Here is a 12,537-nt window from a genome sequence, read left to right as displayed (position 1 = left end):
TCGTCCGCCCCCGTTCGCCGTGCCAGTGCGTTCCAATCTGAAACGGACTATAGTCGAGGGCGGAGCGGAGGGAGGTGACGGGTGCGGCGGGAAGATCTTGCCGACGCGGACTGCGGCATCGCGCAGGCGCTCGGCGTCCTGGGGGACTGGTGGACCTTCCTCATCGTGCGCGACGTCGCCGGCGGGACGACCCGCTTCGACGCCCTCCAACGCGAGCTGGGGGTGAGCCGGCGGGCGCTGGCCGAACGTCTCGCCGCGCTGGTCGAGCACGGCGTGCTCGAGCGCCGGCCCTACTCGCACCATCCGCCGCGCTTCGACTACCTGCTGACCGCCAAGGGCGAGGGGCTGCTTCCTGTGCTGATCGCACTGCAGGACTGGGGTACGAGACACCTGATGGGCGACGGTGACCTGACCGCGACCGCCGACCCCGACTCGGCCGAGGCACGCCGCGTGCACGAGCTGATCGGGCGGCGGCTGCCCGACGTCGTCCTGCCCGGGCCGGACGGCCAGCCGGTCGCGCTGACGGACGGCGATGCGTGGAGCGTCCTCTACTTCTTCCCCGGGGCGTACGCGCCGGGGACGCAGGGCTACCCGCCGGGGTGGGCCGACATTCCCGGCGCCCGCGGCTGCACCCTGGAGTCGAAAACCTACGCCGACCGGTACGCGGACTTCCAGGCTTCCGGCGCACGGGTGTGGGGGGTCAGCACGCAGCGGCCGGACCAGCTCGGCGACTTCGCCGCGTACGCCCGGCTGCCGTTCCCGCTCCTGTCCGACCAGGACGGTCGGCTCGCCGCCGGGCTGCTGCTGCCCACCTTCCGGGCCGGTGGGATCGCCCGGTTCAAGCGGTTGACGCTGCTGGTCGACCCGACCGCGGTGGTCCGCGCGGTGCAGTTCCCGGTCACCGATCCGGCCGGCTCGGTGGACGAGATGCTCGACGTGGTCCGCAAGCACCGCGCCGCCTGACCTGGGTGTAAGGAAGGGCCCCTTATTAACGCCGAGCGTTAATAAGGGGGCCCTTCCTTACACGTCAGGCCGGGAGGGTCCAGCGCTGGTTGGCGCCGGCGAAGCAGTCCCAGATCTGCAGCCGGGTGCCGTCGGCGGAGCTGTTGCCGGTGGCGTCCAGGCACTTGTTCGACTGCGGGTTGCGCAGCGTGCCGTTGGACTGGGCCTGCCAGACCTGGGCGCCGCTGCCGTTGCAGTCCCATAGCTGCACCTTGGCGCCGTTGGCGGTGGAGCCGCTGGCGACGTCGGCGCACTTGCCGAGGGCGCGCAGCGTGCCGTTGCTGGCCACGGTCCAGGTCTGCGCGTTGGTGCCGTTGCAGCCCCACAGCTGAACGGCCGTGCCGTTGGCGCTGCTCGCCGAGGCCACGTCGACGCACTTGCCGCCGATTCCGGTGATCTGTCCGGTGCGGCCGGTCGGCGGCGGGGTGGTGCCGCCCATGATGGTGTCGTACATGGCGCTGACCAGCGATGTCGAGCCGGTCATGTCCTGCGACAGCTCCCAGTTCATCACCCCGCCGGCGTTGGCCAGGGCCCACTGCGTCTTGCGCGTGACCGTCGGGACGCCGTTGTAGCACTGCTGGGCGCCGGCGACGGTGGTGCAGTCCCGGTTGGCGTTGGCCGGGTCCATCCCGACCAGCGCCGAGTAGGTGTAGTAGCCGGGGCGGCTGTAGAAGGGGATCCCGAGGACCGCCTTGCTGGCCGGCAGGCCGCGCGACTTCCACAGGTTGATGCTGGCGATCGACCAGTCGTAGTTGGCGTGCGGGCTGCCGCCGTCGTACGCCATGATGTTGAGCCAGTCGACCTGGCCGAACACGGCCGTCTGCACGCCCTGGACGCTGCCGCCCTCGGAGACCACGGCGGCGGTGAGCAGCTTGCCGCGGCTGTGCATGGCGCTGCCGAGCTGCGTCATGAGCTGGGTGTAGTTGTTCGCCGAGGCGCCCGGGTCCGGGTACTCCCAGTCCATGTCGACACCGTCGAGGTTGTACTGGTTGACGAAGTTGACCAGGTTGTTGACGAAGTTGGTCCGGCTGCCGGCGTTGGCCGCGAGGGCCTCGAAGGCGGAGTCGTTGCCGTCGTTCCAGCCGCCGACCGCGATCGACACCCTGACGTTGTTGGCGTGCCCGAGCGAGACCAGCGAGGAGAGCTTGCTCGGGTTCTCCACGGGGCGGAGGCTGCCGTCGTTGTTGGGCAGCACGAAGGCGTAGTTGATGTGGGTGAGCTTGTTGTACTGGATGGTGTTGACGTTGCCGGCCCAGGAGGGCATGTAGCCGACGCTCTTGAAGTTGTTCGGCAGCACCACGGCCTGCGCGGCGGTGGGCACGAGGGTGAGGGTGGCGCCGGCCGTGGCCAGCGCGAGCAGGCCGGCGGCGAGGGCGCGGCGCAGTGGTGAGGACATCGGGGGCCTTCCCGTGGGCGGGGGACGACAGCCGCCCGTGCAGGGTCGTCGCGGGCGGGGGTGCGGTTGCGGTACGCAGGGACGGGTGGCCTCGAGGCAGCCAAATCTTAAAGAGTGTTAACTGTCCGCGTCAATCAACGTCGGTGAATTTCCGGGCTGGCGCGCTGTTAAGAAGGGGCCCGTGCTCTACACCAGGCGTTAATGAGGTGCCCTTCCTTCGAGCAGTGCGCTGGCTGCCGGCGATCCCCAAACGACCGTTAAGCTGACCGGGTGGGAATCGACGAGTTGTACCCGCCCGACCGGCTGATCGCCGCGCAGCGCGCCACCGCGGCCGCCGGCCTGGACGCCCTGCTGCTCACCCCCGGCTCCGACCTGCGCTACCTGACCGGGTACGACGCCCGCGCGGGGGAGCGGCTGACCTGCCTGGTGCTGCCGGCCGAGGGCGAGCCGACGCTGATCGTGCCGACGCTGGAGCGACCGGCCGCGGAGGCGTCCCCAGCGCCGGCCACCGGGGTCCGCATCGTCGATCACGCCGACGGCACCGACCCGTACCCCCTGGTCGTCGCGGCCCTCGACGGCGCGCCAGCGGCGGTCGGGCTGGCCGACCGGATGTGGGCCGAGCAGGTCCTCGCACTGCGTGCCGCCCTGCCGGCCGCGGCGCAGCGGCTCGCCGGCGAGGTGCTGCGCGAGCTACGGATCCGCAAGTCCCCGGCGGAGGTCGCGGCCCTCGCCGAGGCGGGCGCGGCGATCGACGAGGTGCACCTGCGGATGGGGGAGTGGCTCCGCCCTGGGCGCACCGAGGCCGAGGTGGCCGCCGACATCGCCACTGCGATCCGGGCCGCCGGGCACGTCAGCGTGGACTTCGTGATCGTGGCGGCCGGGCCGAACGGGGCCAGCCCGCACCACGGCACCTCGGACCGGCCGATCGGCGCCGGCGAGCCGGTGGTGGTGGACATCGGCGGCACCATGACGTCGGGGTACCGCTCGGACTGCACCCGCACGTACGTCGCCGGCGGGCCGGCGCCGGCAGAGTTCCAGGCCTACTACGCGGTGCTGCGCGACGCGCAGCGCGCCGCGGTGGCGGCGGTACGGCCCGGGATCAGCGGCGCCGCGGCCGACGCCGCCGCCCGGGAGCCGATCGCCGCCGCCGGCTACGGCCCCGCGTTCCTGCACCGCACCGGCCACGGCATCGGCCTGGACGGTCACGAGGAGCCCTACCTGGTGGCCGGCAACGACCGGCCGCTGGAGGCCGGGATGGCGTTCTCCATCGAACCGGGCATCTATCTGGCGGGCCGGCACGGCGCCCGCATCGAGGACATCGTCGTCTGCACCACGGACGGCGTGCAGCGGCTCAACACCACCCCCACGGAGCTCATCGCGCTATGACTGTCGACCGGATCCTGCCCACCGACGAGGCCCACGACCTGCTGGACCTCGCCACCGAACTCGCCGATCGTGAGCTCGCGCCGAAGGCCGTCGGCTTCGAGGAACGCGCCGAGTTTCCCCGCGAGCTGCTGCGGACCCTCGGCCGGGCCGGCCTGCTCGGCCTGCCGTACCCGGAGGAGCACGGCGGCGCCGCACAGCCGTACGAGGTGTACCTGCAGGTGCTGGAGATCCTGGCCAGCCGCTGGCTCGCGGTCGCCGAGGCGGTCAGCGTGCACACCCTGTCCTGCTACCCGGTGGCCGCGTTCGGCAGCGACGAGCAGCGCAAGCTGCTGCCGGACATGCTCGGCGGCGAACTGCTCGGCGCGTACTGCCTCTCCGAGCCGCAGGGCGGCTCCGACGCGGCGGCGCTGAGCACCCGGGCGGTCCGCGACGGCGACGCGTACCTCGTCTCCGGCACCAAGGCGTGGATCACCCATGCCCGGACCGCCGACTTCTACAACGTCTTCTGCCGTACCGGCGGGCCCGGCCCGAAGGGCATCTCCTGCCTGCTCGCCGACGCCGGCACCGCCGGCATCACCCCGCAGGCGGCCGAGCGGACCATGGGGCTGCGCTCCTCGCCGGTGGCGCAGATCGCCTTCGACGAGGCGCGGGTGCCGGCCGAGCGGCTCATCGGCGGCGAGGGTGCGGGCTTCACCATCGCGATGTCCGCGCTGGACTCGGGTCGGCTGGGCATCGCGGCCTGTGCGGTCGGGCTGGCCCAGGCCGCACTGGACTACGCGATCGGGTACGCCCGGGAGCGGCAGCAGTTCGGTCGGGCGATCGTCGACTTCCAAGGGTTGGGCTTCATGCTCGCCGACGCGGCGACCCAGATCTCCGCCGCCCGCGCGCTGACCCTCGCCGCGGCCCGGCTGCGCGACGCCGGGCGTCCGTACTCGATCGAGGCGGCCAAGGCGAAGCTCTTCGCCACCGACATGGCGATGCGGGTGACGACCGACGCGGTGCAGGTGCTCGGCGGCGCCGGCTACGTGGCCGACCACCCGGTGGAGCGGTACATGCGCGAGGCCAAGGTGCTGCAGATCGTGGAGGGCACCAACCAGATCCAGCGGCTGGTCATCTCCCGGGCTCTGGCCAAGGGCTGAGCCCGGGTCGACGACGCGTGGTGGCGCGGCCGCGGTGGGTCCACCGTGGCCGCCGTCCGCACCCTGCGGTGGGAGCCTCGTCGCCGTCCGGCGTTTTTCCCGGTAGGTTGCTCGCCGTGGAGGAGATCGACCGCGCCATCGTCGCAGCGTTGACCGCTGACGGCCGCCTGTCGTACACCGACCTAGCCGACAGGGTCGGGCTGTCGGTGTCCGCCGTGCACCAGCGGGTGCGCCGGCTCGAGCAGCGTGGGGTGATCAAGGGGTACGCCGCCCGGGTCTCCTTCGAGGCGCTGGAACTGCCGCTGACCGCGTTCGTGGCGATCCGGCCGTTCGACCCGTCGCAGCCGGATGACGCGCCGGAGCGGCTGGCCCACCTGCCCGAGATCGACTCCTGCTACTCGGTGGCGGGGGAGGACTTCTACATGCTGCTGGTGCGGGTTGCCAGCCCGACCGACCTGGAGCGGGTGCTCCAGGAGATCCGTACGTCGGCGAACGTGACCACCCGGACCACGGTGGTGCTGTCCACCCCGTACGAGAACCGGCCGCCGAAGATCAGTGCCGGGCCACCGAGTCGGTCGCGGTCCCGGGTGCCGGAGGAGCCGGCTGGTTCCACCGCAGGATGACCTGCCGATCGTGCTCGTGACCGAGCACGCTGACCGTGGCGGTGTCCAACCGGAGCCGGCCGCCGGCGGACGGGGGCAGGCCGATCCAGCGGGCGCCGAGCACCCGCAGGCTGTGCGCGTGGCCCACCAGCGCCACGGTGCCCCTGTCCAGCAGTGGGGCGACCCGGGTCAGCACCCGGTCGAGGCGGGCCCCCACCTGCTCGGGTGACTCGCCGCCAGGGCAGCCGTCGGTCCAGATGTTCCAGTGCGGTTGGTCTTCGTGGATGTCGACGGTGGTGCGTCCCTCGTACTCGCCGTAGTTCCACTCGCTGAGGTCCTCGTCGACGGCGTCGACGGTGAGCCCGGCCAGCTGCGCGGTGCGCAGCGCCCGGGAGCGGGGGCTGGCCAGCACGGTGACGAATCGCCGGCCGGCCAGGAACGCGGCGAGGGTGCGGGCCTGCCGCTCGCCGTCGGGGGTCAGCTCCAGATCGGTGTACGACGTGTGCCGTCGGGTGGCGCTCCAGGTGGTTTCGCCGTGCCGGATCAGCAGGAGCTCTCCCATGCGGCCAGTTAACCATCGCGGACCCGGCGGCACCGGGTGGCCTCCGATGCCGCGCCCCCGGACACTCAACCTATCTTCCTAGGATGCCTTACCGGATGTGCCGACCGGCACCACCGGTTTCGGCACCCGGAGAGCGGGCAAGCGAGCCGGGAGAGACGCCAGACGGAGGAGGCGCGATGAGCTTCACCGACAAGGCACGAAACAAGGTCGAGCAGATGGCTGGTGCCGCGAAGGAGCGGATCGGCGACAAGACCGACAACGAGCAGATGCGGGCCGAGGGCGCCAGCCAGAAGAGCGACGCGCGCGCCAAGCAGGCCGGTCAGAACATGAAGGAAGCCGGTAGCAACGTGAAGGACGCCTTCACGAAGTGATCTGAGCGGTCCGACGGGTCCCCGGGCGACTGTGCGCCCGGGGACCCGTCGTGTGCTGCGGCTAGGGTCGCGGGGTGACCGTGCTCCGCTCCCTGGTGTTGTTCGCAGTGGCCGCGCTGGCCGAGATCGGCGGCGCCTGGCTGGTGTGGCAGGGCTGGCGCGAGCAGCGTGGCCTGTGGTGGATCGCCGCGGGCGTGATCGCGCTGGGCTGCTACGGCTTTGTCGCCACCTTCCAGCCGGACGCGCACTTCGGCCGGATCCTCGCGGCGTACGGCGGGGTGTTCGTGGCGGGCTCGTTGGCCTGGGCGATGCTCGTGGACGGCTTCCGCCCGGACCGCTGGGACCTGGCCGGGGCGGCGCTCTGCCTGCTCGGCGTCGCGGTCATCATGTACGCGCCGCGCGGCGCTACTGCCTAGCGCGGCGCGACTTCCCTACGCGCCGTCAGCGGTCGTCGTTCAGGCGGCGGAACGCTCCGGGACCGGTCGGCGGCGCAGGCCCACGCTCGAGATGGCCGGCGGTACGTAGGCCACGTCGTTGGGGCCGGCGTCGGTGCCGGGCGGGGCGATCTCGTCGATCCGGTCGAGGATTTGGTCGCTCAGGGTGACGTCGGCGCCGGCCAGGAGGTCGTCGAGCTGTGCCATGGTGCGCGGCCCGATGATCGCCGAGGTGACGCCCGGGTGCGCGATCGCGAACGCCATCGCGAGGTGGGTCATCGGCAGGCCGGCCTGCTCGGCGAGCGGGATGAGCTGCTCCACGACGTCGAGCTTGCGCTCGTCGCTGAAGTGCTGTGGGGTGTGGCCCGACCGGTGGCTGTCGAACTGCTGGCCCTTGCGGTACCGGCCGGTGAGCAGGCCCTGGCCCAGCGGGCTCCACACCAGCGCGCCCATTCCGTAGCGCTGACAGACCGGCAGCACCTCGCGTTCGATGCTCCGGTTGATGATCGAATACGGCGGTTGTTCGGTGCGGAAGCGTTCGAGGCCGCGTCGCTCGGCGACCCACTGTGCTTCGACGATCTCCGAGGTGGGGAAGGACGACGCGCCGATCGCGCGTACCTTGCCGCTGTGGATCAGGTCGGACAGGGCGGACAGCGTCTCCTCCAGGTCGACCGACGGGTCGGGGCGGTGGACCTGGTAGAGGTCGAGGTGGTCGGTCTGTAGGCGGCGCAGGGAGTTCTCGACGGCAGTGGTGATCCAGCGCCGTGAGTTTCCGCGGTGGTTCGGGTCGTCGCCCATCGGATAGTGCAGCTTGCTGGCGAGTACGACGTTGTCGCGGCGGCCCTTGAGCGCCTTGCCGAGGATCACCTCGGATTCGCCGGCGGAGTACACGTCGGCGGTGTCGACGAAGTTGATTCCTGCGTCGAGTGCTTTGTGGATGATGCGGATGGAGTCGTCGTGATCGGGGTTTCCCATGGCGCCGAACATCATGGCGCCCAGGCAGTACGGGCTGACTTCGATTCCGGTCCGGCCCAGGTTGCGGTATTTCACTGTTGTCCTTCGGAGTGGTTCGGTGATTGGTGGGCTATTCGGAGTGCGTCGAGGACGTGGTGCGCAGTTCCTCGTCGTCGAAGACGATTTCGACGAGCGGGCTGTGCGGGAACCAGTCGTCGAACGTCTGGCGCCGGCTGACCCGCGCAGCGATTTCGGGTCGGTTCTGCAGGTCGAGGACCGCGGTGATCACCCGCCGTCGTGTCGGCTCGTCGACCGGCACCGCGGTCGCGGGCAGGTCGGCCGTGACCCCGTGCTTGAGGTGCACCGTGAACCGTGGGTGGGCGCGCACGTTCGCGTACCAACTGCGGGGTCCGGGCATACCGGTCAGGTACCAGCGACCGTCGACGCGGTGGAACCAGATCTCGATGCGGCGGGGGACGCCGGTGCGTGCGCCCAGTGTGGTGATGTCTATGGTGCGCGCGGCCGCGGAGGAGTCCGGTCCGATGGCGAGGGCTCGTGCGATGGCGTCGTCCATTTCACCGGCCTTTCCCGCTTTTGTTCCGATGAGTCCATGAAAGCAGCGCCGGAGAGGCGGAACTAGCGGAATCGTCTCGTGTGGTTGCACAATCCTCTTCCCCGGAGTCAGGGGAGCGCGGCGCCGGCATTTCCGGCTCCGGCACGTATGCGCAGCGCGTCGATGCTGGGCGGAGCACCGAACAGCCGTCGGTACTCGCGGCTGAATTGGGACGGGCTGTCGTATCCGACGCGATGGGCGACGCGGGTGATGTCGTTGGGGCTGTTCGCCAGCAGCAGTCTCGCGGTCTGTAGGCGGATGTGCTTCTGGAACTGGATGGGGCTCATCGCCGTCACCGCCTGGAAGTTCCGGTGGAACGCGGAGACGCTCATCGCGGAAAGCTGTGCCACCTCGTCGACGCGGAAGGGCCGTGTGTAGTTTTCCCGGATCCACTGGACAGCCCGGGCGATGTGGCTCAGGCTGCTGTCCGCGAGGCCGATCTGCCGGACGACGTCGCCCTGTTCGCCGGTCATCAACCGCCAGAGGATCTCGCGCTTGAACAGGGGGGCCAGTGCCCGGCGATCCTGTGGCCGGTCGAGCAGCCGCAACAGCCGCACGATGGCGTCGAGCAGTTCGTCCGGGGCGTCACTGACCGCGATTCCGGGCCGCGCGGTGCCGGGGGAACGCGGCAGATCGCCCGGCCCGGCCTGGAGCAGCAGCTCCGCGATCGTGGCAGGGTCCAGGGTCATTCCGAAGCCGAGTACGGGGTGGCCCGGGGCGACGTTGATGACGTCCCCCGTCACCGGGAGGTCGACCGAGGCGACGAGGTACTGACCGGGGTGGTACTCGTAGACCTGGTCGCCGAGGGCGAGTCGCTTGCCGCCCCGGGCAATGACCGCCAGCACCTTGCCGGACATCGAGGAGACCGGGGAGGCGGTGTGCTCGATCCGGCAGACCCGTACGCCCTCGATTGCGGTGGCCAGGTCGCGGCGCACGTGTCGTTCCAACAGGTCGCGAAGCTCGTCCAGGGGCATGCCCCGAGTGCAACACGAGACCCGCGGTGACCGCTGGTCAGCGGCAGGATCGTGCAAGGACTCGCCAGTTTCATGAGAGCGTCCACTGGTACCACGGTGTGGGTCGGGGTGTGTCGGGCTGGCCGGCGAGTGGTTCGTGCAGGCCGCGTAGGTGCAGGGCCTGGATGATGCGTCCGACGAGGCCGTCGGCGCGGGGTGTGGTGTCTGGTTGGCGCGCTGGTCGAGGACGGTGTCAACCCAGGTTGTCATTCTGCGGGTGCCGGCTCGGTGGCCCGTGGCGCGAAGAAGCGGACGAGGTCGTCGGCTGCGGTGGGGGAGAGCATCATGGCCTGGACTCGTGCGGACATCTCGGCGATCGGGTGGGTTCTGGCGAACATCGCCTCCTCGTACGCCTGGATCGCCGGGTCGGGGTCGGCGGGGTTGGTGGCGAGGGCGGCGGCGAGTTCGGCGGCGTCGAGCATGGCCTGGTTGGCGCCCTCGCCGACCGGTGGCATGAGGTGCGCGGCGTCACCGATGAGGGTGATGCCCGGACGGTGGGCCCAGCGTGTGCCGGTGGGCATCGCCTCGATCCTGCGTGGGGTCGGTGGGCTGTCGGCGGCTTCGATGAGCGCGGTGAGGCTGGGGTTCCAGCCATCGAACATGTCCAGCAGGGCGCGCTTGCTGCGGTAGGTGTCCAGGTCGCGATCGTCCGCGCGCAGGGAGATCCCGACCCGGATGCTGCCGTCGCCGAGGCGTTGCGCGGCCAGGATCTGGTTGACGCCGACGCACCAGAGGTTTCCGGGGCCGACCAGCTCGGCGACGTCCGGGTGGCGCCGGTCGGCGTCGCTGATGTTCAGCTCGATCAGGGTGGCCACGTAGGAGAGTGTCGTGTCGGTCAGCAGCGACCGGACGACCGAGCGTGCGCCGTCCGCGCCGATGAGGACGTCGCAGTCGGCGCGGTGGCCGCCATCGAACGTCAGCCCGAACCCTCCGTCGGGTCGTGGCGTCGCGGCGACGAGCCGGTGCTGCCACGCGACCGTGTCGCCGGGGAGTGAATCAAGCAGGAGGTCACGCAGTGCGCTGCGGTCGATCTCGGGGCGTCCGGAGAATGAGCCGGGTTGGGGCGTGTGGTGCACGAGGGTGCGGCCGGCCGGGTCGAGGATGCGGTGTTCCTCGCCCTGTGGTCGTGCCTCGGATCGGAATCGGTCGGTGAGGCCCGCGTCGGCCAGGGCCTGTTGCCCGGACTCCGGGTGCAGGTCGAGCATTCCGCCCTGTGCTCGCGCGGATCGGCTTGCCTCGCGTTCGTACACCACCGTGTCGATGTCGTGCCGGTGCAGGATTCGGGCCAGGGTCAGGCCGCCGAGGCCGCCGCCGGCGATCGCGATTCGCATCGTCATGCCCCTTACCGTACGCTGTATCTTATGGAGACGCCGTACGGTAGCGTACCGCTGCCCGTCTGGGAACGGCCCGAGCCGCAGCCGCGGGCGGCGCCGGTGCCGCTGAGCCGCGCGAAGATCGCCGCCACGGCGATCCGGATCGCCGACGCGCACGGCCTCGACGGACTGTCGGTACGCAAGATCGCCAAAGAGCTCGGTGTCGGTCCGATGCGGCTCTACGACTACGTGATCAACAGATCGGAACTGCTCGATCTGATGGTCGACGCCGTCTATGCCCAGATCGCCGAGGCCGGCCAGCAATCCGGGTGGCGCGACACAGTGCTGGCCATCGTTCACCGGACCCGCGACGCCGCTCTCGACCACGAGTGGTTCGTCGACCTGCTCGGCGCAAGGCCACACCTGGGACCGCACGCGCTCGCCGTGGGCGAGTCGACCGCGGCGGCGCTCAGCCAGGCCCCTGGCGTTCGCGGTGTCGACGATCTCCAGCGGGCCCTGGGCGCCCTCAACGCGTTCATCGTCGGAGCGCTCCGCAGGGAGATCACCGAGCGACGCACCGCCCGTTCCACCGGCACCGACGTGTCCGTCTGGCAGGCCGCCCTCGGGCCCTACCTGACACGCATGCTCGAAACGGGCCGCTATCCCACCGTCGCCCGGCTCGTCATCGACGGCGCCCACCTCAACGCCGAGGAAACCTTCCAGGACAACCTGATCACCATCCTGGACGGCATCACCAGGGGACAGTGAGCCGCCCTCGCGTCTGGAATGATTGCCGGCGTGATCCGACCACGGCCGCGTTCGCTGCTCGGTGTGCTGGTCGCGGCGGCCGCGATCGGCGTCGCCGCGTCCGCCATCGTGCTCTCCACGACACCGGCGCCGCCCAGGTCGACGGCCGTCGCCGCGCCAGCCGGACCAGCCACGTCAGCCGGTCCCACCGCTGCCACGGAGCCGTCGGGTGAGGCCACTCCCGCTCCCACGCCGAGCGGGTCGGGTGGCGCCACTCCGACGCCGAGCGGGCCGGCAGCCACCGTTCCCGGGGCGACGCGGGTGGGGACCCGACCACCGGTGGTGGATCACGGACCGCGTACCGGTAACCGGGTGGCGTTGACCTTCGACGCGGACATGACCGACGGGATGCTGCAGAACCTGCGCACCGGCAAGGTCAGGTCCTACGCGAACCTGCGCGTCCTGGACCTGTTGGAGCGGGAGCGGATTCCGGCGACCTTCTTCCTGACCGGCAAGTGGGTCGAGCGGTATCCGCAGGTGACTCGGCGGCTCGCCGGCAACCCGCGCTTCGAGTTGGCCAACCACACGTACGGGCATGCGGCGTTCACCGGGGACTGTTACGACCTGCCCCGGGTGCGGGCGAGCGGGATGACCGACGACGTGGCGAAGACCTTCCGGGTGATCGAGCCGTACGGGGGCCGGCAGACCCGGTACTTCCGTTTTCCAGGGCTGTGTCACGACGCGGCGGCGCTGGCCGCGCTCGCGCCACTCGGCGTGACGGTGGTCGACGGGGACGTGGTGAGCGGCGATCCCTTCGCCACCGCGTGGGAGCCGCTGGTGCGGGCGGTGTTGGACAACGTCCGCCCCGGGTCTGTGGTGATCATGCATGTGACCGAGGCGAACGCCGCGATGACCGATGAGGCGTTGCCGCACATCCTGGCCGGGTTGCGCGAGCGGGGGCTGGTGCCGGCGCCGTTGTCTGAGGTGTTGGCCAGCGCCTGAGTG

14 protein-coding genes are annotated in these 12,537 nt (G+C 70.8%); 8 read left to right on the top strand and 6 right to left on the bottom strand.

All coding sequences use genetic code 11. The features are described 5' to 3' along the window. Positions 1-81: 81 nt before the first annotated feature. Positions 82-963 (top strand): winged helix-turn-helix transcriptional regulator, encoded by an 882-nt coding sequence (locus tag ABZU69_RS17205; protein WP_354965305.1) that lies wholly within the window; start codon positions 82-84, stop codon positions 961-963. 64 nt (positions 964-1,027) lie between these two features. Here ABZU69_RS17205 and ABZU69_RS17200 read toward each other — a convergent pair whose 3' ends face one another. Beyond that, positions 1,028-2,398, bottom strand: a complete 1,371-nt coding sequence (locus ABZU69_RS17200) for a glycosyl hydrolase family 18 protein (RefSeq protein ID WP_354965304.1) — start codon at positions 2,396-2,398, stop codon at positions 1,028-1,030. A 270-nt stretch (positions 2,399-2,668) separates the two neighbouring features. Here ABZU69_RS17200 and ABZU69_RS17195 point away from each other — a divergent pair, with 270 nt between their 5' ends. The 3 genes from ABZU69_RS17195 (at position 2,669) to ABZU69_RS17185 (ending at position 5,546) form a co-directional block, all read left to right on the top strand. Further along, positions 2,669-3,784: a Xaa-Pro peptidase family protein gene (locus tag ABZU69_RS17195; RefSeq protein WP_354965303.1), complete on the top strand. Its 1,116-nt coding sequence runs from the start codon at positions 2,669-2,671 to the stop codon at positions 3,782-3,784. Then, positions 3,781-4,923 carry an acyl-CoA dehydrogenase family protein gene (locus ABZU69_RS17190; RefSeq protein WP_354965302.1) on the top strand — a complete coding sequence of 381 codons (1,143 nt, stop codon included), beginning with the start codon at positions 3,781-3,783 and terminating at the stop codon, positions 4,921-4,923. The genes ABZU69_RS17195 and ABZU69_RS17190 overlap by 4 nt, the downstream gene beginning before the upstream one ends. Before the next feature lie 116 nt (positions 4,924-5,039). Then, the gene (locus ABZU69_RS17185; RefSeq protein ID WP_354965301.1) at positions 5,040-5,546 is read left to right on the top strand and encodes an Lrp/AsnC family transcriptional regulator; all 507 of its coding nucleotides are present in this window, start codon (positions 5,040-5,042) and stop codon (positions 5,544-5,546) included. Here ABZU69_RS17185 and ABZU69_RS17180 read toward each other — a convergent pair. Further along, positions 5,476-6,087, bottom strand: coding sequence for a histidine phosphatase family protein (locus tag ABZU69_RS17180; RefSeq protein WP_354965300.1), 612 nt, complete (start codon positions 6,085-6,087; stop codon positions 5,476-5,478). The genes ABZU69_RS17185 and ABZU69_RS17180 overlap by 71 nt on opposite strands. A 176-nt stretch (positions 6,088-6,263) precedes the next feature. On the opposite strand from ABZU69_RS17180, the gene ABZU69_RS17175 reads away from it, so the two are divergent. Together ABZU69_RS17175 and ABZU69_RS17170 are read left to right on the top strand one after the other, a co-directional pair. Further along, positions 6,264-6,458 carry a CsbD family protein gene (locus ABZU69_RS17175; protein ID WP_354965299.1) on the top strand — a complete coding sequence of 65 codons (195 nt, stop codon included), beginning with the start codon at positions 6,264-6,266 and terminating at the stop codon, positions 6,456-6,458. A 74-nt stretch (positions 6,459-6,532) separates the two neighbouring features. Then, on the top strand, positions 6,533-6,874 hold the full coding sequence (locus ABZU69_RS17170) for a YnfA family protein (protein WP_354965298.1): 342 nt from the start codon (positions 6,533-6,535) through the stop codon (positions 6,872-6,874). 39 nt (positions 6,875-6,913) lie between these two features. Here ABZU69_RS17170 and ABZU69_RS17165 read toward each other — a convergent pair whose 3' ends face one another. The 4 genes from ABZU69_RS17165 to ABZU69_RS17150 all read right to left on the bottom strand — a co-directional run bounded on the left by ABZU69_RS17165 (position 6,914) and on the right by ABZU69_RS17150 (position 10,809). After that, positions 6,914-7,942 (bottom strand): aldo/keto reductase, encoded by a 1,029-nt coding sequence (locus ABZU69_RS17165; protein WP_354965297.1) that lies wholly within the window; start codon positions 7,940-7,942, stop codon positions 6,914-6,916. Between the two features lie 34 nt (positions 7,943-7,976). Beyond that, entirely contained in the window at positions 7,977-8,420 is a 444-nt protein-coding gene (locus ABZU69_RS17160; RefSeq protein WP_354965296.1) for a nitroreductase/quinone reductase family protein, read from the bottom strand. A gap of 107 nt (positions 8,421-8,527) precedes the next feature. Further along, complete coding sequence (locus tag ABZU69_RS17155) at positions 8,528-9,433, bottom strand: AraC family transcriptional regulator (RefSeq protein WP_354965295.1); 906 nt, start codon at positions 9,431-9,433, stop codon at positions 8,528-8,530. Between the two features lie 245 nt (positions 9,434-9,678). Further along, on the bottom strand, positions 9,679-10,809 hold the full coding sequence (locus ABZU69_RS17150; protein ID WP_354965294.1) for an FAD-dependent monooxygenase: 1,131 nt from the start codon (positions 10,807-10,809) through the stop codon (positions 9,679-9,681). On the opposite strand from ABZU69_RS17150, the gene ABZU69_RS17145 reads away from it, so the two are divergent. Next, complete coding sequence (locus ABZU69_RS17145) at positions 10,738-11,553, top strand: TetR/AcrR family transcriptional regulator C-terminal domain-containing protein (RefSeq protein WP_354965293.1); 816 nt, start codon at positions 10,738-10,740, stop codon at positions 11,551-11,553. The genes ABZU69_RS17150 and ABZU69_RS17145 overlap by 72 nt on opposite strands. Positions 11,554-11,583: 30 nt before the next feature. Further along, entirely contained in the window at positions 11,584-12,534 is a 951-nt protein-coding gene (locus ABZU69_RS17140; RefSeq protein ID WP_354965292.1) for a polysaccharide deacetylase family protein, read from the top strand. The last annotated feature ends 3 nt before the right edge of the window (positions 12,535-12,537 follow it).

The sequence above is a fragment of the Micromonospora sp. NPDC005206 genome (assembly GCF_040608175.1).
In the GTDB taxonomy this organism is placed as follows: Bacteria; Actinomycetota; Actinomycetes; order Mycobacteriales; family Micromonosporaceae; genus Micromonospora.
The sequence above is the reverse complement of the archived record's forward strand: the minus strand, read 5'-3'. Positions and strand labels throughout refer to the sequence as shown.

What these genes read in the sequence shown, in the direction of transcription:
- ABZU69_RS17200 (WP_354965304.1), bottom strand. Translation starts at nt 2,398, where the DNA reads ATGTCCTCACCACTGCGCCGCGCCCTCGCCGCCGGCCTGCTCGCGCTG.
- ABZU69_RS17190 (WP_354965302.1), top strand. Translation starts at nt 3,781, where the DNA reads ATGACTGTCGACCGGATCCTGCCCACCGACGAGGCCCACGACCTGCTG.
- ABZU69_RS17180 (WP_354965300.1), bottom strand. Translation starts at nt 6,087, where the DNA reads ATGGGAGAGCTCCTGCTGATCCGGCACGGCGAAACCACCTGGAGCGCC.
- ABZU69_RS17175 (WP_354965299.1), top strand. Translation starts at nt 6,264, where the DNA reads ATGAGCTTCACCGACAAGGCACGAAACAAGGTCGAGCAGATGGCTGGT.
- ABZU69_RS17160 (WP_354965296.1), bottom strand. Translation starts at nt 8,420, where the DNA reads ATGGACGACGCCATCGCACGAGCCCTCGCCATCGGACCGGACTCCTCC.
- ABZU69_RS17155 (WP_354965295.1), bottom strand. Translation starts at nt 9,433, where the DNA reads ATGCCCCTGGACGAGCTTCGCGACCTGTTGGAACGACACGTGCGCCGC.
- ABZU69_RS17150 (WP_354965294.1), bottom strand. Translation starts at nt 10,809, where the DNA reads ATGACGATGCGAATCGCGATCGCCGGCGGCGGCCTCGGCGGCCTGACC.